Annotated in this window: 20 protein-coding genes; 8 read left to right on the top strand and 12 right to left on the bottom strand. The window is 71.7% G+C overall.

The genetic code is table 11. The annotated features are described in order from the left end of the window. Window positions 1-32: 32 nt before the first annotated feature. The 3 genes from ACIBKX_RS16545 to ACIBKX_RS16535 form a co-directional block, all read right to left on the bottom strand. Window positions 33-1280 (bottom strand): amidohydrolase family protein, encoded by a 1248-nt coding sequence (locus ACIBKX_RS16545; RefSeq protein WP_363272597.1) that lies wholly within the window; start codon window positions 1278-1280, stop codon window positions 33-35. Between the two features lie 118 nt (window positions 1281-1398). Continuing rightward, a complete protein-coding gene (locus ACIBKX_RS16540; RefSeq protein WP_363272595.1) occupies window positions 1399-2865 on the bottom strand; it encodes an MFS transporter in 1467 nt (488 codons plus the stop codon). Between the two features lie 77 nt (window positions 2866-2942). Further along, window positions 2943-4568: an amidase family protein gene (locus ACIBKX_RS16535; protein WP_363272593.1), complete on the bottom strand. Its 1626-nt coding sequence runs from the start codon at window positions 4566-4568 to the stop codon at window positions 2943-2945. Window positions 4569-4787: 219 nt separating this feature from the next. Between ACIBKX_RS16535 and ACIBKX_RS16530 the strand changes: the two genes are divergently transcribed. Further along, entirely contained in the window at window positions 4788-5813 is a 1026-nt protein-coding gene (locus ACIBKX_RS16530; protein WP_363272592.1) for an Lrp/AsnC family transcriptional regulator, read from the top strand. Here ACIBKX_RS16530 and ACIBKX_RS16525 read toward each other — a convergent pair. Further along, on the bottom strand, window positions 5728-6678 hold the full coding sequence (locus ACIBKX_RS16525) for a DMT family transporter (RefSeq protein WP_363272591.1): 951 nt from the start codon (window positions 6676-6678) through the stop codon (window positions 5728-5730). The genes ACIBKX_RS16530 and ACIBKX_RS16525 overlap by 86 nt on opposite strands. A 206-nt stretch (window positions 6679-6884) precedes the next feature. On the opposite strand from ACIBKX_RS16525, the gene ACIBKX_RS16520 reads away from it, so the two are divergent. Continuing rightward, window positions 6885-7448, top strand: coding sequence for a helix-turn-helix domain-containing protein (locus ACIBKX_RS16520; RefSeq protein ID WP_363272839.1), 564 nt, complete (start codon window positions 6885-6887; stop codon window positions 7446-7448). A gap of 179 nt (window positions 7449-7627) precedes the next feature. After that, window positions 7628-9469: an asparagine synthase (glutamine-hydrolyzing) gene (asnB, locus tag ACIBKX_RS16515; RefSeq protein ID WP_363272590.1), complete on the top strand. Its 1842-nt coding sequence runs from the start codon at window positions 7628-7630 to the stop codon at window positions 9467-9469. 30 nt (window positions 9470-9499) lie between these two features. Here the strand turns inward: asnB and ACIBKX_RS16510 are convergent, their stop codons facing one another. After that, window positions 9500-9826: a hypothetical protein gene (locus ACIBKX_RS16510; RefSeq protein ID WP_363272589.1), complete on the bottom strand. Its 327-nt coding sequence runs from the start codon at window positions 9824-9826 to the stop codon at window positions 9500-9502. Between the two features lie 344 nt (window positions 9827-10170). On the opposite strand from ACIBKX_RS16510, the gene ACIBKX_RS16505 reads away from it, so the two are divergent. Beyond that, window positions 10171-10980 (top strand): ABC transporter ATP-binding protein, encoded by an 810-nt coding sequence (locus ACIBKX_RS16505; protein WP_399375807.1) that lies wholly within the window; start codon window positions 10171-10173, stop codon window positions 10978-10980. A 3-nt stretch (window positions 10981-10983) separates the two neighbouring features. Then, the gene (locus tag ACIBKX_RS16500; RefSeq protein ID WP_363272587.1) at window positions 10984-12321 is read left to right on the top strand and encodes an FtsX-like permease family protein; all 1338 of its coding nucleotides are present in this window, start codon (window positions 10984-10986) and stop codon (window positions 12319-12321) included. An 8-nt stretch (window positions 12322-12329) separates the two neighbouring features. Here ACIBKX_RS16500 and ACIBKX_RS16495 read toward each other — a convergent pair whose 3' ends face one another. The 3 genes from ACIBKX_RS16495 to ACIBKX_RS16485 all read right to left on the bottom strand — a co-directional run bounded on the left by ACIBKX_RS16495 (window position 12330) and on the right by ACIBKX_RS16485 (window position 14830). Then, a complete protein-coding gene (locus ACIBKX_RS16495; RefSeq protein WP_363272586.1) occupies window positions 12330-13085 on the bottom strand; it encodes a sulfite exporter TauE/SafE family protein in 756 nt (251 codons plus the stop codon). Window positions 13086-13184: 99 nt separating this feature from the next. Next, the gene (locus ACIBKX_RS16490; RefSeq protein WP_399375831.1) at window positions 13185-14417 is read right to left on the bottom strand and encodes an RNA polymerase sigma factor; all 1233 of its coding nucleotides are present in this window, start codon (window positions 14415-14417) and stop codon (window positions 13185-13187) included. Beyond that, window positions 14414-14830, bottom strand: coding sequence for a YciI family protein (locus tag ACIBKX_RS16485; protein WP_363272584.1), 417 nt, complete (start codon window positions 14828-14830; stop codon window positions 14414-14416). The genes ACIBKX_RS16490 and ACIBKX_RS16485 overlap by 4 nt, the downstream gene beginning before the upstream one ends. Before the next feature lie 146 nt (window positions 14831-14976). Here ACIBKX_RS16485 and ACIBKX_RS16480 point away from each other — a divergent pair, with 146 nt between their 5' ends. Then, window positions 14977-15795, top strand: a complete 819-nt coding sequence (locus tag ACIBKX_RS16480) for an isocitrate lyase/phosphoenolpyruvate mutase family protein (protein WP_363272583.1) — start codon at window positions 14977-14979, stop codon at window positions 15793-15795. Here ACIBKX_RS16480 and ACIBKX_RS16475 read toward each other — a convergent pair. Continuing rightward, complete coding sequence (locus ACIBKX_RS16475; protein ID WP_363272582.1) at window positions 15792-17969, bottom strand: MMPL family transporter; 2178 nt, start codon at window positions 17967-17969, stop codon at window positions 15792-15794. The two genes, ACIBKX_RS16480 and ACIBKX_RS16475, sit on opposite strands and share 4 nt — an antisense overlap. A gap of 128 nt (window positions 17970-18097) precedes the next feature. After that, window positions 18098-19501, bottom strand: coding sequence for a dihydrolipoyl dehydrogenase (gene lpdA / locus ACIBKX_RS16470; protein ID WP_363272581.1), 1404 nt, complete (start codon window positions 19499-19501; stop codon window positions 18098-18100). Between the two features lie 261 nt (window positions 19502-19762). On the opposite strand from lpdA, the gene ACIBKX_RS16465 reads away from it, so the two are divergent. After that, window positions 19763-20611 carry an SAM-dependent methyltransferase gene (locus ACIBKX_RS16465; RefSeq protein ID WP_363272580.1) on the top strand — a complete coding sequence of 283 codons (849 nt, stop codon included), beginning with the start codon at window positions 19763-19765 and terminating at the stop codon, window positions 20609-20611. Between the two features lie 176 nt (window positions 20612-20787). After that, complete coding sequence (locus ACIBKX_RS16460) at window positions 20788-21723, top strand: TauD/TfdA family dioxygenase (RefSeq protein WP_363272579.1); 936 nt, start codon at window positions 20788-20790, stop codon at window positions 21721-21723. A gap of 20 nt (window positions 21724-21743) precedes the next feature. Here ACIBKX_RS16460 and ACIBKX_RS16455 read toward each other — a convergent pair whose 3' ends face one another. Beyond that, window positions 21744-22280: a GNAT family N-acetyltransferase gene (locus ACIBKX_RS16455; RefSeq protein WP_399375805.1), complete on the bottom strand. Its 537-nt coding sequence runs from the start codon at window positions 22278-22280 to the stop codon at window positions 21744-21746. 35 nt (window positions 22281-22315) lie between these two features. Beyond that, a complete protein-coding gene (locus ACIBKX_RS16450) occupies window positions 22316-22888 on the bottom strand; it encodes an EF-hand domain-containing protein (protein ID WP_363272578.1) in 573 nt (190 codons plus the stop codon). Between the last annotated feature and the right edge of the window lie 28 nt (window positions 22889-22916).

Here is a 22916-nt window from a genome sequence, read left to right as displayed (position 1 = left end):
CGATGCGGGTCGGCGGGTCGGCGGGTCAGCGGTCAGCGGGTCAGGTCGTCGAGGTCCTTGAAGACGACGCCGTCCTTCATGACGAGGAGGACGTTCTCCGGCTTGCCCAGCGCGGCGATGTCGGCGAGCGGATTGCCGCGGGCCACGACGACGTCCGCGCGCCTGCCCGGCTCCAGGGTGCCGATCTCGGCGGCGAGGCCCAGGAGTTCGGCCGCCTCGGAGGTGCCCGCGAGGATTGCCCCCATCGGGGTCATCCCGCAGTCGACCAGATGCGCCAACTCCCGGAGATTCGTGCCATGTTCGGCGATCCCGCAGTCCGTGCCCAGCGCCACCCGCACCCCGCGCCCGATCGCGTGCGGGATGTGCTTCCTGGCCACCGCCTGCCAGTGCTTCTTCTTCGCGTACGCCCAACTCGCCGCCTTCTGCGGGTCCGGGTCCGTGTTGGCGGTGGTCAGCGTCGGCACCAGGAACGTGCCGCGCTCCAGCATCAGGTCGATGGCCTCGTCGTCGATCTCGTAGCCGTGCTCGACACTGGCGACACCGCCGCGTACGGCGTTCAGGATGCCGCCCCGGCCCTGCGCGTGCGCGGCGACCTTCTTGCCCCGGTGGCCCGCGGCGATCTCCGTGATCGTACGGATCTCGTCCTCCAGGAAGCCGTCGTCGTCCGGCTGGTCGGTGGGGCTCCACACCCCGCCGGTCGCCGTGATCTTCACGCAGTCGGCGCCCTTGCGCAGCACGTCGCGGACCACCCGGCGGCAGTTCTCGACGCCGTCCGCGAGGCGGCTCATCTCGGGGTTCGCGGGCCCGTCGTCGGCGCCGGAGCGGAAGTCGCCGTGGCCGCCGGTCGGGCTGAGCATGGCGACGGCCACCTGGAGCCGGGGGCCGACGACCAGGCCCGCCTCCACGGCCGCGCGGTGCCCGGCGTCGGCTCCGCCCAGGTCGCGGGCCGTGGTGACGCCGGCGAACAGGGTCTTCTCCATACGGGGCGCCGACAGGAACGTACGCAACGAGGCGGGCATGGCGGCGAGTTCGGCGTGGTTGACCGCGCCGCCGGGCACGGCCATGTGGACGTGGCAGTCGATGAATCCGGGCAGGATCGCGTCGCCCCGCACGTCGACGCGCCGGGTGCCGTCCGGCAGTTCGGGGTGCGCGGCGGACGGCCCGGCCCAGCGGACGAGCCCGTCCACGACGAGCACCGCCCCGTCCCGGACCGGCTCACCTCCTCTGCCGTCGATGAGCAGGCCGTTGTGGAGGAGGACGGGGGAGGCGGGCGTGGTCATGGGACGGGGTCCTTTCCGAGGTGGTGCGGTCACGCGTCGTACGGCGTGTGTCATGCGTCGTACGCCAAAGGGGAGTACGGGCGTACGGTCGTGCGGGAGTACGGGATTGAGGTGCGGGTCAGGCGGCGCGGGCGGGCGCCGGCCGGGCGTCGGCGTCCGGTGCGGTACTCCTGGCCCCGCCGAGGACGGTCGCGGCCACGGCGATCAGCACGGACACCCCGGCGCAGCACCACCACACGGTGGTGTAGGCGCTCTCGGTGGGAACTTCCGTGCCCTCGAAGGTGATCGCGGTGAGGATCGCGGCGAACACGGCGCCGGAGACGCTGCCGCCGAGGGTCTTGCTGGTGTTGTAGACGCCGGTGGCGATGCCCGTGCGGTCGGCGGGGCTGGCGTCCAGGACGAGGGCGGGCATGGCGGACAGACCGAGCCCGATGCCGAAGCCGAGGACGAGGTTGGCGGCGACGAACTCCCAGATCTCGGTGTGCGCGAAGACCAGCGCCGCGTACCCGACGGCCATGAACAGACCGCTGAGCATGAGCACTTGGCGGGCGCCGACCGCACGGGCCAGGCGCGGCACGAGCGCCGATCCGGCGAAGGCGAGCAGACCGGAGGGCAGCATCATCCAGCCGATGCCGAGCGTCTCGTAGCCGAAGCCGTAGCCGACCTCGTCGGGCGGGCTGGCGAGGAAGAGGGCGGCGGCGCTCTGCGAGCCGAAGAGCGCGGCGCCGAGCAGGAAGCTCGCCGCGTACACCGGGAGCAGGGTGCGCTTGACGGTGAGCCGGATGTCCACCACCGGGTGCGGGACCCGGAGTTCGACCAGGACCCAGACGACCAGGATCGCCGCGGCGAGGGCGAACAGGCCGAGCGTCGTGCCCGCGGCCCAGCCCCAGCGCGGTCCCTGCGAGATGGCGAGGAGCAGCGAGGCGAGTCCGGCGCTCAGGAGTCCGGCACCGGCCCAGTCGACCGTGCCCCTGGCGCGCGTCGTGGACTCGGGGACGAGGAAGAAGACGACGCCGACACAGGCGACGGTGGCGATCGCCGGGATCCACAGCACTCCGTGCACGGAGGTGATGACCTCGCTGAGCAGCCCGGCGAGGACCAGGCCCGCACTGGCGCCGAAGGTGAGCGCGCCGACCAGCATCCCGATGGCGCTGCGCGCGCCCTCCGGACTGAGCCGGTCCCTGACCAGGCCCATCTCCAGCGGGAGCAAGGCGGCGAGCGGGCCCTGCAGGATGCGGCCGAGCAGCAGCAGCTCGAAGGACGGCGCCCAGGCCACCAGGATCGAGCCGAGGGCCAGACAGACGGCGGCGACGCGCAGCAGGCGCCGGTGGCCGTAGAGGTCGCCGAGGCGTCCGAAGATCGGTACGGAGACGGCTGCGGCGAGGAGTTGGGCGCTGCTGACCCAGTTGAGATCGCCCGCGCTGACGTGCAGCGCGGCGCCGAGCCCCGGAAGCAGGGTCGGCATCATCCCCTGAATGATGCCGCTGACGAGTTCGACGAAGACCAGGAAACCGACGACCGTGGCGACGCGGGCGCCGCCGAGGCCGGGCGCTCCGGGGCCCGAGGGGGCCGTGAGACGCGACATGGGTTCTCCAGGGGGACGGGCCGCGCGGGAGCGACGGCTCGGACAGGGTGGGATGACTCAGGGGGGTGGCGGCGGTCTCAGGCGGCCGCGTCTCCGGGGGCGAGGCCGGGTGCCGGTCCGGGGGAGAGCCCGGGGGAGAGCAGTACGCGGGACAGGGCGGCGATCGCGGCGAGGTCGGCCGGATCGGGCCTGATGCCGACGGAGGCGAGGGTGGCCTCGATGGCCTCGATGGCGGCGGTGTCGGCCGGTGTCCCGTCTGGCGTGGCGGCCGGTGCCCCGGATTCCGGAGGTGTGGCCGCGGCACGGTCCGGGTCCGGCAGCGGACGCGGTACCAGGCGCGGGTCGGGGGTGGCCCGGCGCAACTGCCAGTCGGTGACGGCCTGGTAGGCCTCGCCCGCGGCCAGCAGGGTGTGCTCCGCGTGGGGGTGGCCCACGAGTTGGAGGGAGAGCGGGAGTCCGTCGGCGTCGGCGCCCATGGGCAGCGCCAGCGCGGGGAACCCGGTGGGGTTCCACACGGCGGTCAGATTGAGCTCGTCGCCGGGCGCCGCCTCCTGGTGGTAGGGGCGTGCGGCGGCGGGCCAGGTCGGCATGGCGAGCAGGTCGACGCCGTCGGGGCCGCCCATCCGCTCGCGCAGGGCGGCGGTGAGCACCCGGCCCCGGTCCCGCGCCCCGTGACGCAGCGGCGCGGGCAGCGTGGCGCCCACCGCAGCGAGCCGCCGGAACGCCCTGCCGTGCGTGGACCACCGGGCGGCGAGCCGGCCGGCGTGCGCGGTGAACGCCTCACCGAGCATGGTCACGGCGTTGACCGCGAGCAGCCCCTCGAACTCGGGGAGGCCGAACTCCCGGATGTGCGCGCCCAGTTGCTCAAGGGTTCGGAGCGCCTCCGCGAAGGCGGTACGGACGTCGGCGCTGAGACCGGGGTGTGCGAGCAGCCCGTACGGCACGCCGATCCGCAGCCCGCGCACACCCGCCGCGCCTCGCGGCGGCGCGGCGGGCCGCCCGGTCAGCGCGGCGAGCAGCAGCGCGCAGTCGCGGGCACCGACCGCCATGGGGCCGATGACGTCCTGAGAGGGGCTGAGCGGCACGCATCCGTCGATCGGCAGGAGACCGTACGTCGGCTTGAGCCCCGTCGTCCCGCACAGCGCGGCCGGGAGCCGGACACTGCCCGAGGTGTCGGACCCGAGCGCCCCGAGGAAGAGCCCGGACGCGATGCCCGCGCCGTTGCCCGTGCTCGAACCGCCGGTCCAGCGATCGGGGTCCCACGGATTGCGGGGCAGCGGGAACGTGTGGGCGGGGTCGGGGCGTCCCATCGCGTATTCGGCCATGGTCGTCTTGCCGAGCAGGACGGCGCCCGCCGCGCGGAGCCGGGCGACCACGGGCGCGTCCGTGCCGCGCCACCAGCCGGGGTCGTGCGCCGGGCTCTGGGCGGTGACCGGACCCTCGTACGCCGCGATGTTGTCCTTCACCGCCAGCGGCAGGCCGTGCAGCGGTCCGCGGTCCGCCGGGTGCAGCGTGTCGGCGGCGGTGGCGGCGGCCAGAGCCCCTTCGGGGAAGCGGCGCACGTACACACCGAGCAGCGGGTCGAGCAGCTCGGCGTCGGCGAACGCGGTCTCGACCAGCTCCCTGCTGGAGACGGCCCCGGTGCACAGCGCCGTGACGGCGTCGGCGAGGCAGCCGAAAGGCTGCCGGACCGTTGCGGGCATGGGGGCACCTCCAGGGATGGCGCGGGCGGGAGACGAGCGAGAGCGGAGCGACTGACGAGCGACTGATGAGCGGGGGATGGGCCGAGGGATGGGCCGAGGGACGGGCCGAAAGATGTGGCCTGAATCGATCGGTGCAGGCGATGCTATGGTCCTGGCATTCGCGGCCCGAAGATTGCTGGAACTTCCCACTTGGCAAGATCAAATGCAGGAAAGTGTCAGATGACTGCTACATCTACCGGACTCGACGAACTCGACCTGACCCTCGTCAACGCACTGCAGATCAGCCCCCGCGCCTCCTGGGCCGAGCTCGCCAAGACCCTCGACGTCGACTCGGCGACGGTGGCCCGCCGCTGGGAGCGGCTGCGGTCGGCGGGGCACGCGTGGGTGACCGCCTATCCCTTCCCGGACGCCTCCCTGGGCTGCGCGGCACTCGTCGAGATCGACTGCGCGCCCGGTCAGGACACGGCGGTCGCCGAGGTGCTCTCCGCCGATGCCAGGGCCGCCACCGTGGAGCACGCGGCCGGCGGCCGGGATCTCCTGATCACCGTGATGGCCCCGGACTTCGCGGCCCTCTCCGGCTATGTCGTCGACCGCCTCGGCAAGGTCCCCGGCATCACGTCGACGCGGGCCCACCTCATCACCGGCAGCTACACCGAGGGCAGCTTCTGGCGGCTGCGCAGCCTCACCCGCGCCCAGCAGGAGTCCCTGGCCGCGGCACGCAGGGGTACGGGCGGTCTGCCGGCGCCCGGCCTCGCCGAGCACCGCGAGCTGATCCTGGCCCTCGGCGAGAACGGGCGGCTCTCCCTCAGCGAGGTCGCGGCGCGGCTGGGTGTCAGCGTCAACACCGCGGGGCGCAGGCTGGCGCGGCTCCTGGACTCGGGGCGCCTCGTGCTCCGCTGCGACCTGGCCAGATCGCTGTCGGGCTCGCCGGTCTCGGTGACCTTCTTCGGTTCCGTGCCCGCGGAGCACCTGGAGGCCACGGCGCGCGAGCTGGCGAAGCTGCCGGAGACACGGCTGTGCGTGGGTGTCTCGGGGCCGCAGAACCTGGTCGCCACGGTGTGGGTGCGCTCCCTCGTCGACGTACAGGCCCTGGAGGTACGGCTGGCGCACGCGCTGCCGCATCTGCGCATCGTCGACCGGGCGATCGCGCTGCGAGCGGTCAAGCTGATGGGCCGCCTCCTGGACGCGGGCGGGCGAGCGGTCGGGTTCGTTCCGCTGGACATCTGGGGGGCGGAGCAGGCGTGAGCGACGCCCCGCGCCGCACGACCGCGACCGCCGCGAGCCCCACGAGCAGCCCCAACACCGTCTGTACGCCGAAGGGTTCGCCGAACATCAGGGCGCCCCACAGCGCGGTGACCGGCGCCATGAGGAACATCAGCGCGTTGACCTGGGTGACCCCGGAGCGCCGCAGAATCAGCCAGTAGAGCCCGTACCCGCCGAAGGTGGAGAGCGTCACGAGCCAGCTGATCGCCACCCAGAACGAGGCCTCCGCCGGTGGAGTCGCGGCGCCCGCGCCCACCGCGAGCGCCGTGAAGACCACGGCGCTGGTGACGCAGTGGACCGTCATCGAGACCGCCGGGGCGACCGGGCGCGGCGCACGGCGGTCCAGGAACGTCGCCGCCACCAGCGAGAACATTCCGAGGAACGGTACGAGATAGGCCCACCAGGGGGCGTCGGTCCCGGCCGTCGCGTCCGCCGCCGTCACGATCGCGACCCCGGTGACGCCGAGTCCCAGGCCCACCCACTGCGTGCGCGAGACGTACTGTCCGAGCAGCGGTCCCGCGAGCGCGCCCGCCACCAGCGGCTGGGTGCCGTCGATCAGGGCGGTGGTGCCGCTGGAGACACCCAGCTGGATCGCGTAGTACACGGTGAGCAGATAGCCGCTCTGCGACAGCGCCCCGACGACCGCCTGGCGTACGGCGTCCCGCACGGTGAGCCCGCGCCAGGAGGACCGCGTCAGCGTGAGGGCGACGACGGCGAGCGCGAGGGCCAGCGGCAGGAACCGCCACATCAGCACCGTCACGGCGGGCGCGCTGCCCGCGCCCAGCTTGGCCCCGATGAATCCGGAGCTCCAGGTGAGCACGAACGCTATCGAGAGCAGGAAGTTCACGGCGCCCCTCCGGTGAAGTAAACAGATCTGTCTACCGGCTGCTTTCACTATACAGATCGGTCTATGGGTCAGTAGACGGATCGGTTTACTATGGCGGCATGGGCAAGGCAGAGACGGAGACGGAGACGGCCGGTGGCATCGCGAAAGCCATCGCCACCGACGACAGCGGCATCGACGGCATCGACGGCACACCGCACCGCATCGTCATGACGCCGGCCGCGCGGCGCGCTCTCGACGCCGCGGGCCGGCTGTTCTACGAGCGCGGGATCCACGCCGTCGGCGTGGACCTCATCGCCGCGGAGGCGGGCGTGACCAAGAAGACGCTCTACGACCGCTTCGGCTCCAAGGAGCAGCTGGTCGTCGAGTATCTGGCGGACCGCGACGAGCGCTGGCGGGCGTTCCTCGCGCCATTTGTCGAGGCCGCGACCACACCCCGGACCCGGATCCTGGCCGTCTTCGACGCCTCACGCGACTGGGCCGACGAGAACAGCGGCAAGGGGTGCAGCATGGTCAACGCGCACGCCGAGATCAGCGACCCCGCGCACCCCGCATATCAGGTCATCACCGGCCAGAAGGCCTGGATGCTCGCCCTGTTCACCCGTCTCGCCCGCGACATCGCCCCCCGCAGGGCCGCGAAGCTGGGCCGCAGCCTCATGCTGCTGCACGAAGGAGGCCTGGTCGCGCACGGTCTCGGCATCTTCCCGGATGCCGTCGGGCACGCCAAGGGTGAGGCTGCCGCGCTGCTGCGGGATGCACTGCCCCGCCGCTGATTCCCGCAGGTCAAGCCAGATTTGGAGAGCCCTTTACGCATGGCTGGAATGCGCCATTCCGTGTTTCCGGCGCATTGACCGCACGCGGTCGGAGGGCGGAGTCTGGCGGCGATATAGCTGCTGGCTACACCTAGTTTCTCGGGTGGCAGCCCAAGGCAGCGCGAAGCAGGAGGTAGCGCATGTGTGGCATCACTGGCTGGGTCTCTTTCGACCGTGATCTGCGGACCGCGGCGGACACCTTGGACGCCATGACGGAGACGATGTCCTGCCGCGGACCCGACGACCGCGGCACCTGGATCGAGGGCCCCGCCGGACTCGGGCACCGCAGGCTCGCCGTCATCGATCTGCCCGGCGGACGCCAGCCCATGACGGCGCGCACCCCGCGCGGCACCGTCGCCCTCGTCTACTCCGGCGAGACGTACAACTTCACCGAACTGCGCCGCGAACTGACCGGCCGCGGTCACCGGTTCACGACCGAGTCCGACACCGAGGTCGTCCTGCGCGGCTACCTGGAGTGGGGCGAGGCGATCGCCGAACGGCTGGGCGGGATGTACGCGTTCGCGGTGTGGGACGGCCGGCACGACAAGCTCGTGATGGTCCGGGACCGGATGGGCATCAAGCCCTTCTACTACTACGAGACCCCGGACGGCGTCCTGTTCGGCTCCGAGCCCAAGGCGATCCTCGCCCATCCGCTGGCGCCCGCCCGCGTCACCGCCGACGGTCTGCGCGAGCTGTTCACCGTGGTCAAGACGCCCGGGCACGCCGTGTGGGACGGCATGCGCGAGGTCGAACCGGGGACGGTGGTGACCGTCGACCGCGGCGGCATCCGCCGACACGTCTACTGGCGCCTGGAGACCAGGCCGCACACCGACGGCCGGGACGAGTCCGTCGCGAAGGTGCGCGAACTCCTCGAAGACATCGTGCGCCGCCAGCTCGTCTCGGACGTGCCCCGCTGCACCCTGCTCTCCGGCGGGCTCGACTCCTCCGCGATGACCGCGCTCGCGGCGCGGCAACTGGCCGAGTCGGGCGAGACCGTACGCAGCTTCGCCGTCGACTTCGTCGGCCAGAGCGAGCACTTCGTCGCCGACGCGCTGCGCACCACCCCGGACACGCCCTATGTGCACGACGTCGCCAAGGCCGCGGGCACCGACCACCGCGACATCGTCCTCGACTCGCACACCCTCGCCGACCCCGAGGTCCGGGCCGCGATGATCCGCGCCCGCGATCTGCCCATGGGCTTCGGCGACATGGACGCCTCGCTCTATCTGCTCTTCCGCGCCATCCGCGAGCACTCGACGGTCGCGCTGTCGGGGGAGTCGGCCGACGAGGTCTTCGGCGGCTATCTGCAGTTCTTCGACGAGACCGCCCGCACCGCCGACACCTTCCCCTGGCTGGTGCGGTTCGCCGAGCACTTCGGTGACGACGGCGACGTACTGCACCCGGACCTGACCGCCGCCCTCGACCTGCCGGCGTACGTCAAGGACAGTTACGGCACGGCGGTCGCAGGCATTCGGCGCCTCGACGGCGAGAGCGACTTCGAGTACCGGATGCGGAAGATCTGCCATCTGCATCTGACCCGGTTCGTCCGCGTCCTGCTCGACCGCAAGGACCGCGCGAGCATGGCCGTCGGCCTCGAGGTGCGGGTGCCGTTCTGCGACCACCGGCTCGTCGAGTACGTCTACAACACGCCCTGGTCCCTGAAGTCCTTCGACGGCAGGGAGAAGAGCCTGCTGCGCGAGGCGACGGCGGACGTCCTGCCGAGGTCCGTGTACGACAGGGTGAAGAGCCCCTATCCGTCCACGCAGGACCCCAAGTACGCCGTCGCCCTCCAGGAGCACGTCAAGGATCTCCTCGCCGAGCCCGCGCACCCGGTCTTCGGCCTGGTGGACCGGGAGCGTGTGACGCGGGCCGCCGCACGCGACGTACCGCAGATCACCCAGGCGTCCCGGCGCGGACTCGAACGCACCCTGGACCTCGCGCTCTGGCTCGACCTCTACCGCCCGGAGATCGCCCTGCCCTGAGGCCCGGGGACACCGACCGGGCGGCCGGGGTCACTGCCCCGAGCAGGTGCGCACCGTCGGCTGCGGCGGAACCTTCTCCGAAGGGGCGGGTTCCGCCGAGACCGCGAGGGTGTCGAGGAACCGCTGGAGCGCCGGTGTGCCGTCGGGACCCAGGCCTCGCCGGATGGGCGGAACCACGGCCGGGCCGCCCGGTCCGCGCCGGGTGCCGGCGGTCGGGCAGGGCGGCTCGGCCGCGTCGACGGTCACGGCCCGCCGTATGAACTCGTCGACCGGCAGTCCGAGTTGGTCCGCGTGACGCAGGAGCGCCGCGTACTCGTCGGGCGTGAACAAGACCTGCACAGGCTTGGCACCGTCCATGAACGCATGATGACGCCCACGGCCGTGCCGCGCGGTGCGGATGGCATATTCGCGCTCGAAGGCGTGAAACGGAGCGTGGTCACCGGACGCCGGAAACGAGGCAGACCCCGACCGGACGGGGGAATCGCGATCGGGGCCTGCATACGGTTCAACGGTGAACCATCGCCCGGTGTTCCCAGGTGAGCGGCTTCTCCGTTGTGACCTGCGTTACGCCCCAGCCGGTGTGCGGGGGGTGTACCTGACGACACCGCGACCTCGGGTCGTACGCCCAATGTGCCGGGCCGCGACTGTCCGTAACTTCATGGAGGTGACGCAGGGAGCGTCCGCCGAAGGGATGGATGGTCATGGCCGGTCGATTTCGTCGTACGAGCAAGGCCGCACCCGCCAGGAGCCCCGAGGCTCTGCGGCTGGTCAAGGTCAGCAAGACCTATGGAGCCGACGAGAGCGCGGTCACCGCGCTCGACGGAGTGACCCTGAGTCTGCCGACGGGAAGCTTCACCGCCGTCATGGGCCCGTCGGGCTCCGGAAAGTCCACCCTGCTGCAGTGCGCGGCCGGCCTCGACCGGTCCGACTCCGGCATCGTCATGGTGGACGGCGAGGAGATGACGGGCGGCAGTGAGGCCGCGCTGACCAAGTTCCGCAGGAAGCGCATCGGGTTCATCTTCCAGCAGTACAACCTGCTGCCCACCCTCAACGTCGCGCAGAACACGACCCTGCCGCTGAAGCTCGCGCGGCGCCGGGTCGACCGCGACAAGGCACGCGCCGTCCTCGCCCAGGTCGGCCTCGCCGACCGGCTCAGGCACCTGCCCGACGAGCTCTCCGGCGGCCAGCGCCAGCGCGTGGCCATCGCCCGCGCCCTGGTCACCGAGCCGAGCGTGATCTTCGCCGACGAGCCGACCGGCGCCCTCGACACCCGCAGCGCCCGTGATGTGCTGCAACTGCTCCAGGAGACGGTCCGGGCGCACGGCAGGACGGTGGTGATGGTGACGCACGACCCGGTCGCCGCCTCCTACGCCGACTCCGTGCTGTTCCTCGCCGACGGCCGGCTCGCCGGACAGCTGACCTCCCCGACCGTCGACGCCGTCGCCGAACGACTCGCGCACCTCGGCGACGTCGTGGCCGGCTTCGACCGCACCGTGCCGCTGGGGGTGTGAGCGATGTTCTCGCTGGCCCTGCGCTCCGTCCGCAAGCGTCCCGGACGCTTCGTCGCCACGCTGCTCTCCGCCTTCCTCGGCGCGGCGATCATCATGACCTTCAACTCCATGCACGACACCGCGGGCGCCGATGGCGTCGACGACGTCAGCGCGGAGAGCCTGACCACGGCGGCGAGCGTCGTCGGCGGCTACGGAACGCTCCTGGTGTTCTTCGCCGTCGCCTCCACCCTCACCGTGAACGTGCGCCAGCGCGGCGACGAGATCGGTCTGCTGCGCAGCAGCGGGGCGACACCCGCGCAGATCAAGCGGATGATCGTCGGCGAGGCCGCGGTCGTCGCCCTGGTCGGATCGCTGCTCGCGATCGGCCCCGCGATGCTCGGCGGGCAGCTCCTGCTCGACCTGTTCAAGGACAGCGGGCAGGTCGCCGACGACGTCGACTTCGCCTTCGGGCCGATCGCCCTGATGTCGGGCACCGGCATCACGCTCCTCGCCTCGGTGGGCGCCGCGTTCCTCGCGGTGCGCCGGGCGACCCGCGCCGCCGCGGGGGCCGGCAAGCCGCGCGGCAGGGTCCGCGGCATCGCAGGCGTGGCCGCCGTGCTCGCCGGTGCCGGGGGCGTGCTCTCCACCTTCGCCCTCGACAAGACCGACGCCGCGCTGATGGCGGCCCCCGCGTACGGCGCCATCCTGCTCTCCGTGGGCTTCGCGCTGCTCTCGCCGAAGCTGCTGCGCGCACTGCTGGGCACCCTCTCCGGGCCGATCGAACTGCTCGCCGGGGCGAGCGGCTATCTGACCGTGCACCACATGCGACGGCGCGCCGACCAGCTCGCGGGCGTCCTGATGCCGCTCATCGTCTTCACCGGCATGGCGACCGCGACGCTCTACATGCAGGCCGTCGAGAGCGACGCGATCAAGGCGTCGGGGCTGACCAAGTCCGTCGAGGACAAGAACCTGGAGACGCTGAACTTCGTCGTCGTCGGCATCATCGTGGTCTTCAGCTGCATCATGCTGATCAACAGTCTGTACGCCGCGACCTCCTACCGCAGCCGCGAGTTCGGCCAGCAGCGCCTCGCCGGGGCCACTCCGGGACAGGTGCTCGGCATGGTCGGCGTCGAAGGCCTCGTCCTCACGGCGACCGGTGTGTTCTTCGGCACCGCGGCCGGCCTCGCCGGAATCCTGCCCTTCAGCTCGGCCCGCAGCGACACGCTCGTCCCCGACCAGGGCCTCGGCATCTGGCTGACCATCGTCGGCGTCGCCACCGCGGCCACGATGATCACCAGCGTCGGCACCGCCCGCCGCGCGCTGCGCACCCCCGCGGTGCAGGCCGTGACGCTCGCCGCGTGAGACCGCCGCTACCGCACCAGCAGGGTGACCGCCGCCGTCACGCCCACCACGATGATGAAGCCGCGCAGCGCGTTGGGCGGCAGACGGCGGCCCACCTTCGCGCCGACGAGGCCGCCGACCGTCGAACCGGCGGCGATCACCGCGACCACCGTCCAGTCGACCTCCGTGACCGCGATGAACACGACGGACGCGACGCCGTTGACGACGGCGGCGAGGACGTTCTTCACCGCGTTGAGGCGCTGCAGGTCGTCGAGGAGGAAGCTGCCCAACAGGCCCATGAGCAGCACTCCTTGGGCCGCCCCGAAATAGCCCCCGTAGACGCCCGTGCCGAGCACGCCGAGCCACAGCGGCACCCCGCCGTCCGCGCGGCCGGCCCGCTCGCGTTCCTTCAGCCGCCGGCCCAGCCAGGGCTGGAGCACGATCAGGGCGCAGGCCGCGAGGATCAGCACCGGGACCACCGCCTGGAAGGCGTCGGCGGGCAGCTTCAGCAGGAGCAGCGCCCCGATCAGACCGCCGACCAGCGACGCCGCGCCGAATCGGAGCAGCCGCCTGGCCTGCCCCTTCATCTCCCGCCGGTATCCGTACGCGGCACTGAGCACGCCGGGCACGAGACCGATGCTGTTGGAGACGTTGGCCAGGACCGGGGGATACCCGAAGGCGAGAAGGGTGGGGAAAGTGATGAGGGTGCCCGACCCGACCACCGCGTTGATGCCGCCGGCCGCGACGCCCGCGGTTCCGAGGGCCACCATTTCGAGCGCTTCCACAAGACGCCTTCCCCTTGCCGTGGCGAACCGTTGGATCTTGGTTCACCACGGGAGGTACGTCAATGCGGTGCCCACATCGTGGCCGCGCCCGGCGGGCGGTCAGGGCAGCAGCCGGGCCGCCCGCATCTGCAGATAGTGCCGCTCCGGGACGCTGAGCGTGCCCTTGGCCGCCGACCGGTAGGCGGCCCGTGCGGCCTCGGGGTCGCCCGCCCGCTCCAGGAGATGAGCGCGCACGGCATCGAGCCGGTAGTGGCCCGCCAACCGGTCCTCCAACGCCGCGACTTCGGCGAGCCCGGCCCGCGGCCCGTGCACCATGGCGACAGCCACCGCCCGGCCCAGCTCGGCCATCGGCTCCGGGGCGCGGCGCACCAGCAGGTCGTACAGGGCGAGGATCTGCGGCCAGTCCGTGTCGTCGGCGCGCACCGCCTCGTCGTGCAGCGCGGCGATCGCCGCCTGCAACTGATAGGGGCCCGCCGGTCCTTGGGCCAGTGCCTCCTCGACCAGCGCGGCACCCTCCCCGATGGCACGCCGGTCCCAGAGCGAGCGGTCCTGCTCGTCGAGCGGGATCAGCTCGCCGTGCGGCCCCGTACGCGCGGCGCTGCGCGCCTCGGTGAGCAGCATCAGTGCGAGCAGTCCGGCCACCGCGCCCTCCGTGGGCAGCAGGGTGCGCACCGCTCGCGTCAGCCGGATCGCCTCACGGGCCAGGTCTGCTCGGTGCAGGGCGCTGCCGGACGTCGCGGTGTAGCCCTCGTTGAAGATCAGGTAGAGCACCTGGAGGACCACCGTGAGCCGCTGGTCCCGGTCGTCGGGCCCCGGCTGCCGGAACGGCACCCCCTTGATCTTCCCCTTGGCCCTGCTGATCCGCTGGGCCATCGTCGACTCGGGCACCAGATGCGCGCGGGCGATCTCGGCCGTGGTCAGACCGCCGACGGCACGCAGCGTCAGCGCGACCTGCGCGGCCGGGCTCAGCCCGGGATGGCAGCACAGGAACAGCAGGGTGAGGGTGTCGTCGTCGGAGGGTGCGCGGCTCTCGCCGGGCGCGGGCGCGCTGAACGCGTCGCGTGGCGTGAGCTGCGCGTCGGCCTCCTCGCGCCTGCGCCGCGCCTCGTCGGCGCGCAGCTGGTCCATGAGGCGCCGCGAGGCGACCCGGATCAGCCAGCCGCGCGGATTGTCCGGCACACCCTCATCGGGCCACTGCCGCACGGCGGCGAGCAGCGCCTCCTGCACGGCGTCCTCGGCCTCGCCGAAGTGCCCGTACCGGCGCACGAGCGCGCCGAGGACCTGCGGCGCGTGCAGGCGCAGCAGGTCCTCGATCCCGGATGGGCCGTTCAGCACGCTTCGTCGGGGCCGCCCATGATGGGACGGATCACCACGGGGTAGATCGGCGCGCCCTCGGGAATGGGACACGTCTGGATGCGATTGGCGATCTCCGTGACCCGGTCCATGCTCTCGCAGTCGAGGACCCAGTACCCGGCGAGCACTTCCTTCGTCTCGCCGTAGGGACCGTCCGTGATGACCGGGCGGCCGTCCTTGTCCACGTCGACCAGACGCGTCTGGGAGGGCTCCGCCAGGCCCTGTCCGTCGACCATCTCGCCGGACTCGGCCAGATCGTCGTTGAGCTTGCCCATGAAGGCGAACATCGCCTGGATGTCCTTCTCGCTCCAGGCCGGGCTGGTCGCGTTGGCCTTGCCGCTCTGCGCCTCGTAGTCCGCCTGCGTGCCCTGAACCATCACCAGGTACTTCATGATGTCGCTCCTCGGCTGTGTGATGCCGCCCCTTTGTGGGCGACTTTCACAGGGGACGTCGGAGCCGACAACCCGTTCTCGACATTACGCCGAAAGAATCTTGGGGCCACCTGAAGAGGCCCCTCGCACGGAGTTACGGTCCCTCCATGACGTACGCACAGCGAGCCGCCGCGTTCCGCGCCCTGCACCGCCCCGGACACCCCCTGCTGCTGCCCAACGCCTGGGACCACGCCTCCGCCGCCGCGCTGGCCCACGCGGGCTTCGCCGCCGTCGCCACCACCAGCCTCGGGGTGGCGGCCGCCGCGGGGAAGGCGGACGCGGCGGGCGGCACGCGCGAGGAGACGCTCGCCCTGGCCCGCGGTCTGGCCGCGCTCCCCGTGCCGGTCAGCGTCGACATCGAGGGCGGCTTCAGCGAGCGCCCGGACGACGTGGCGCGGCTCGCGGCGGACCTGGCCGGGGCGGGCGTCGTCGGCGTGAACATCGAGGACGGGCGCCCCGACGGGACCCTGCGGGACACCGCAGCGCAGTGCGCGCTGATCAGCGCCGTCAAGGAAGCGGCACCGGACCTGTTCGTCAACGCCCGCACGGACACGTACTGGCTGGGCGCCGGGGGAGCACAGGAGACGGAACTGCGGGCCGCCGCCTACCAACAGGCGGGCGCGGACGGCCTGTTCGTCCCCGCGCTCCAGGACGAGAAGACCGTCGCGGGCCTGGTCGCCGCCCTCGACGTGCCGCTCAACGTCCTCTTCGCCCCGACCGGACTGACGCTGCGGCACCTCGCGGACCTCGGCGTAAGCCGGGTGAGCACCGGTTCGCTGCTGTTCCGCGCCGCCCTGCACGCCGCCGTCGACACTGCTCAGGCCGTCGCGCGGGGCGCGGCCCTGCCCGACGGCCTGCCCACGTACGCCGAGGCGGCGGCCCTGAGCGCCGCGTACGACCGGGAGGCCGACGGCGCCTCCTCCTAGGACCGCACCCCGTCCAGGTCTTCCTCCTCCTCGTCCGGCCGCCGCACCCCGCCGCCCGGCTTCCCGGCGTCCCCGTTCCGCTTCTCGTCGCCGTGGCCCGGCCACCACGCCGCGTGGCCGATCAGGGCCGTCAGCGCCGGAGTGAAGATCATCGCCATGACGAAGGCGGCGATCAGGATGCCGAACGAGAGGGAGAAGCCCATCTGCGACAGGGTCGAGTTGCCGGCGAGCATCAGCGTCGCGAACGTGCCCGCGAGGATCACGCCCGCCGAGCCGATCGTCGGTCCCGAGTGGCGCACAGCCGTGCCCGCCGCGTCGTGCGGGGTGCGCCCCTCGCGGGCCTCCTCGCGCAGCCGCGACACCATCAGGATGTTGTAGTCCGTGCCCAGCGCGACCACGAACAGATACATGATCACCGGCAGCATGAACATCAACCCGGGCTGGCTGCCGATCTGCTGGAAGAGCAGCGAGGTCGCGCCGAGCGTCGCGCCGAAGCCGAGCGCGACGGACAGCATCAGGTACCAGGGCGCCACCAGGCTCCGCAGCAGCAGGCCGAGGATGACCATGATGGCGAGCGCGGCCACCGGGAAGACCACCGAGTAGTCGCGGTCCACGGCCTTGTTGATGTCGACGTACACCGCCGTCGTCCCGCCGACCAGGGCCTGAGTCCCGGACGGCGCGTCCTCGTGGGCGATCGGGCGCAGCCGGTCCTTGACCGTTTCCAGGGCCTCGTCGGAGGCGGGCGGATCCGAGAGCACCACCGAGTACGAGGCCGTCGTACCGTCCGTGCTCAGCCGGGGGGCGGAGACCTCGCCCACCCCTTCGACGTCGGCCAGCTGCCCCCGGAACGCTGCCGTCCGGGCGGCGGGCAGCGACGCGTCGTCCGTCGAGGTGAGGTAGACGAAGGTGGGGTCGGTGGTGCCCGCGGGGAAGCCCTTCTGGAGGTCCTTCAGGGCGACCATCGACTCCTTGTCCTTGGGCAGCGAGGAACCCGCCAGGTCGAAGTTGGCCTTGTAGCCGAGCGCGCCCAGCGCGAGCGCGCCCATGAACACCGCGGAGACGAGCGCCCAGACGGCGGGCTTGCGGGCGATGGACGTGCCGAGCCGTGCGAAGCCCGTGCCCTGCGGCTCGCGCTGCCAGGACTTGGACGGCCAGAAGACCTTCGTCCCGAGCAGCGACACCACAGCGGGGACCAGGGTGAGACCGGCGAGCAGCGTCACGAACACGGCGATCGCGAGCGCCGGGCCCATCGAGCGCAGCATCCCGAGCGAGGACAGCGTCAGGGCGGCGAACGCGACGATCACGGCGCCCGCCGCAGAGGTGATCGCCTCACCCACCCGCTCGACGGCATGCACCATGCCGCCCTTGGGATCCTCGCCGGCCCGCAGCGCCTCCCGGTAGCGGAAGAGCAGGAACAGGATGTAGTCCGTGCCGACGCCGAACAGGACGACGGTGAGGAGTTCCTGGATGGAGGAGTCGGCCTTCATGTCGAAGGCCTTGTTGGCGGAGGCGATCAGACCGGTCGCCATCGGGGAGATGAGCCCGATGAGGACCACGGGAAGCAGCGCGATGATGGGGCTGCGGAAGATCACCAGGAGCAGCACGATGATGATCACGATCGTGCCGACACCGACGAGCAGCCCGGCCTTCTCCGACGCGTCGCGCTCGTCCAGCGCCTGCGCCGCCGAGCCGGTGATCCCGGCCGACAGATCCGTGCCCTTCAGCTCCGTCTTCAGATCCGCCCGCAGGTCGTCCACCGCGTCCTGCTGTGCGGTGTCCTCCGGGTTGGTGAGCTTCGGCATCGCGACGACGGAGGTCTGCACGAGCTTGTTCGGCGAGACCGGGCCCGGCACGACCGCCTGCACCTCGGGGATCTTCTGTGCCTGGAGTCCGGCGGAGACACGGCGGACGTCCGCCGAGTCGCCGGCCGTCAGCTCCCCGCCGTCGGAGCGCTGGAAGACGATGACCGCGCCGACGTTCTCCTGCTTGGGGAACTCCTGTTCCTGCACGTCGGCGGCGCGGATGGACTCGTAATGGTCGGGAAGGAAACTCGCCTCGTCGCTGCTGGAGGTGAGCTTCGGCGCCAGCGAGATCACCGCCCCGGCCGCCACCACCCACGCCAGGATGATCCACCAGGGGCGACGGACCACGAATCGGCCCAGGCCAGAGAACATCGGCTACTGCCTCTCCCTCGCCCCCGAGGCGTAACAGCGCGTTCTGACCCAGGATCTTCCGGACCGGGCGGCCCCGCCACCTGAGCCGTCCGGCTCGCGGCGGGGCGCGCGGTGTGCTCCGTGCTTGCTCAGAAGTTGATCATGTGTCCCGCGAGGCCGTGCACGGCCTCCTTGACCGCCTCGCCGAGTGTCGGGTGGGCGTGCACATTGCGCGCCACCTCGTGCACGGTCAGGTCCCACTGCTGGGCCAGGGTGAGCTCGGGAAGCAGTTCCGTGACGTCCGGGCCGATCAGATGGGCGCCGATGATCTCGCCGTACTGCGCGTCGCTGATGACCTTCACGAAGCCGACCGTGTCGCCCAGGCCGTGCGCCTTGCCGTTCGCCATGAACGGGAACTTGGCGACCTTGACGTCGAAGCCCTTCTCCTTGGCCTGCGCCTCCGTCCAGCCGAAGCTGGCGATCTGCGGCTGCGAGTAGGTGGCGCGCGGGATCATCGGGTAGTCGAGCTCCATCGTCTCGGCGCCCGCGATGGTCTCGGCGGCGACGACACCCATGGACTCGGCGGTGTGCGCGAGCATCAGCTTCGCGGTGACGTCACCGATGGCGAAGATGCTGGGTACGTTCGTCCGGCCGCGCCCGTCGATGTCGATGGCGCCGCGCTCGGTCAGCGCCACACCCGTCGCCTCCAGGCCGTAGCCCGTGACGTTCGGCGCGAAGCCGATGGCCTGGAGGACCTTGTCCGCCTCCAGGACCTCCTGCTTGCCGTCCTTGCCCGTCACCGTGACCCTGACCTGCGGGCCCGACTCGTCGATCGACTCGACGCGGGTCGAGGTCTTCACGTCGATGCCCAGCTTGCGGTACTGCTTGGCCAGCTCCGCCGAGACGTCCGCGTCCTCCAGCGGCGCGATCCGGTCCAGGAACTCGACGATCGTGACCTTCACGCCGTAGTTGTGCAGGACGTAGGCGAACTCGATGCCGATGGCACCGGCGCCCGCGATCACGATGGACTGCGGCACGCTGTCGGCGAGGATCTGCTCCTCGTACGTCACCACGCGCTCGCTGCGGCTCGTGCCGGGCAGCAGCTTCGGCGTGGCGCCCGTCGCGATGATGCAGTTGTCGAAGCCGATCGTGGTGGTCGTGCCGTCGGACTTGGCGACCTGCATCGTGTTGGCGTCCAGGAAGGTGCCCCGGCCGTCGAACTCCGTGATCTTGTTCTTCTTCATCAGGAAGTGGACGCCCTTGACCCGGCCGTCCGCGACCGTACGGCTGCGGTTGAACGCCTCGCCGTAGTCGAAGGACACCGAACCGTCGACCTTGATGCCGTACGTCTTCTGCTCGTGCGTGAACAGATGGGCCAGCTCCGCGTTGCGCAGCAGCGCCTTGGTCGGGATGCAGCCGACGTTGAGGCAGACACCTCCCCAGTACTTCTCCTCGACGACCGCTACCCGCTTGCCCAGCTGGGCGGCGCGGATGGCGGCCACATAACCGCCGGGTCCTGCTCCGAGCACGACGACATCGAAGCGGTCTTCCATGGGGAGGTCCTCTCTGGTGGAACGTGTCTCGCGTATCCGGTGGAACGTAACGCGCGTACGTCCGATCATGCGCCATCCGGCGGCGTCATGGGCGGGCGGGTGCCCGGTGGCGCGCCGCTCGAGTGTCACTTGAGCCCCAACCGCCAATGTGGCCAAGCCCGTTGAAGATCGGGACCGGGTTCACCGGGCGGCCCGGCACGGGATAGTGTCGCCGCGACGGAGCAGGACCCCTATCCCTGTGACAGAGGTGGAGAACGCGCTGTGGCCGCTGACGACCAGTCCGAGATGACGTCCATCCCCTTCGACGTGCCGACCTCGGCCCGCGCCTACGGATGGATGCTCGGCGGCAAGGACAACTACGCGGTCGACCGCGAGTTCCTGCTGAGGACGCTGCCCGACTTCCCCGAGTGCGTCGACATCGCCCGGCAGAACCGGGAATTCCTCTTCCGCGTGGTGCGCCATCTGACGCAGGCGGGCATCCGCCAGTTCATCGACATGGGCTGCGGCCTGCCCACCGACGACAACGTCCACCAGGTCGCCCAGCGCTTCGCGCCCGACACCCGCGTGGTCTACGTCGATGTCGACCCCATCGTCCTCGCTCACGGCCGTGCCCTGCTCGCCGACGACGCGAGCACCACCGTCATCCAGGGCGACATGCGCGACCAGGGCGCGGTCCTCGACGACCCCGACGTGCGGCGCCTGATCGACTTCGACCAGCCGGTCGCGGTGCTGTTCCTCTCGGTGGGGCACCACCTGACCGACGCCGACAACCCCCACCGCGTGCTGCACACGATCATCGACCGTGCGGCCCCGGGGAGTTACCTGGGCTTCTCCCAGGTCGTCGCCGACGACCCGGCGCGCGGCGCCGCCATGACCGCGCACATCTCCGCCAGCGGCGTCCCCTGGCAGACCCGCACGCCCGCCGAGGTCGACGTGCTCCTCGACGGACTCGACCCGGTGGAGCCCGGACTGCTGAACCTGGTGGACTGGCGGCCCGACGCCGACCAGCCGCCGCTCGCCCCGGTCCACGACGACCTGGCCCCCTACCTGGGCGCCACCGAGCAGAGCAAGGGCATCTACGAATACGGGGGATTGCTCCGCAAGGCGTAGCCGTACACAATGGCGTGCATGATCCAGCACCTGACCGCCGCCGTACGGACCTTCGGGGTCCCGTGGCGGCGCGGGTGCGAGCGATCGGGTCGCTAGCTGCCGGGAGTGCCGCTCCCCGGCCGCCCGGAGCACCGCTCCGGGTCACCGACCCGTCGACTCGTCACCGAAGGATCATCATGACCATCACCTCTCCCGCTGCCGCCGCCCTGCGCGAGGCCCGCGTCCCCGCCGACGGCATGTACGAAGGCCGCCGCACCCTGCGCCGGGTACCCGAAGGCTGGGAAGAGCGGCCCTACGAGCTGTTCGACCTCGTCCCGCAGGGCCGCCTCATCGGCGCCGAGATCCACGGCGTCGACCTCGCGCAGCCCCTCACCCCCGCGCTGCGCGACGAGCTCAACCGGGCGCTCCTGGAGTGGAAGGTGCTCTTCTTCAGGGGCGCCGGAATCACCTCTGAACAGCAGCGCGCCTTCGCCCTCAACTGGGGCGAGCTGGAGACCAATCCGCTGCTCGCGACGGGCTCGGCGAAGGACGTCGTCCGGTTCGCCAAGGGCGCCGGCGCGACCCCGACGTACGAGAACGTCTGGCACGCCGACGTCACCTTCCGTGAACGCCCGGCCCTCGGCGCCGTCCTGCAGCTGCGCGAGGTGCCGCCGGTCGGCGGCGACACGATGTGGGCGGACATGGCCGCCGCGTACGACAACCTCCCCGACGAGGTGAAGGCCCGGATCGAAGGGGCGCGGGCCGTGCACGACTTCATCCCCGGCTTCGCCCGCTTCTACGGACCCGAGAAGCTGATCCCGCTCCAGGAGCAGTTCCCGCCGGTCACGCACCCGGTGGTGCGCAGGCACCCGGAGACCGGGCGGCGGATGCTCTTCGTGAACACGTCGTTCACCACGCACATCGTGGGCATGGAACGCGAGGAGAGCGACCGGCTGCTCGGCTACCTGGTGCGCCAGGCACATGTGCCGGAGTACCAGGTGCGGTTCCGCTGGCAGGCGGGCGACATCGCCTTCTGGGACAACCGCGCCACCCAGCACTACGCCGTCGACGACTACGCCCCGCACCGCCGGGTCGCCGAGCGCGTCGCCATCGCGGGCGACCGCCCGTACTGATCCCGGCGGTCAGGCAGGGCTCAACGCCCCGTCGTCCGCCGCCACTTGACCTCGCCGTCCTGCCACTCGTCCGTGGGCGTGAGCCCCGCGGCGGTGGCGACGGCGGCCGACGCCTTGTGGTCCGGGTGCACATGGGCGACGACCTGCCGCACGTCCCGCTGCCCCGCAAGCCAGTCGACGAGCCCGCGGGCCGCCTCCACGGCGATGCCCCGCCCCTGCCACTCCACGCCGACCACCCAGGCGACCTCCGCGACGAGCCCGGCGCCGTCATTGGCCGGACCCACGGTCGCCTGCACCGTCCCGGCCAGGCGGTCCTCGTCGCGCAGCCGCAGCACCCAGTTGCACCAGGAGACCGCCGGGTCCGGTGACCCGGCGGTCATCCGCCGGTAGCGGGCGCGCAGCGCGTCGGGCGCGTCGGGAGCGCCGCCGATGAACGTGTGCAGCGCCGGATCGGACAGCACTGCTGCCATCTCGTCCGCGTGCCCCACCTTCAGGGGCACGAGGTCGAGGCGGGCGGTGCGGATCGCCTGAGCGGCGATCGTGGCGATCTTGGGCATGGCACGGCTCCTTCGGCGGGTGGCGGACCCGCCGCTCAGCCGTCCAGCGGCCCGAGGAGCCAACTGCCCGCCGAGTCCGGGGACTCGTCGAAATAGTAGGCGCGGATCGCGGCGAGCAGATCGGCCGATGTGACCAGGCCGTCGCCGTCGGTGTCGAGCCTGCGGTGGATCTCGCGGGCGTCGTGCTCGGGCACGTTCATCAGCGAGCCCGTCCAGCGGATGTGGTCCTCGACGGTCAGCAGGCCGTCGCCGTCGGTGTCCGCGATCGCCGTGATGGCATCGAGGAACGGCACGTACCCGGCGTCGAAGGTCTTCTCGGTCTCCAACAGGCCCTGTGCGAACGCCGACTTGTACTCGGCCTCGCTGATCCTGCCGTCCCCGTCGGCGTCCGCGACGGCGAGGAAGTGCTCCCACAGGCCCGTGCACAGCTCGACCAGGCGCAGCCGCGCCGGGTCGGTGGCGGCGAGACCGAACTCGTCGCTCATCCGCGTCGCCGCGCCGTGGAAGTCGGCACGCTCCAGATGGCCGCTGCCGTCGGTGTCGTACGTACGGAAGCGGCGCGACAGCTTCCGGTCCAGGAAGGGCGAGATGTCTCGTGAGGCGTCCATGGACCGATGCTGGCACCCCGGCCAGGCC

Origin of the sequence: Streptomyces sp. NPDC050658, from assembly GCF_044457025.1 — a bacterium.
Lineage (GTDB): Bacteria > Actinomycetota > Actinomycetes > Streptomycetales > Streptomycetaceae > Streptomyces.
This window is presented reverse-complemented; position numbering and strand designations above follow the sequence as displayed.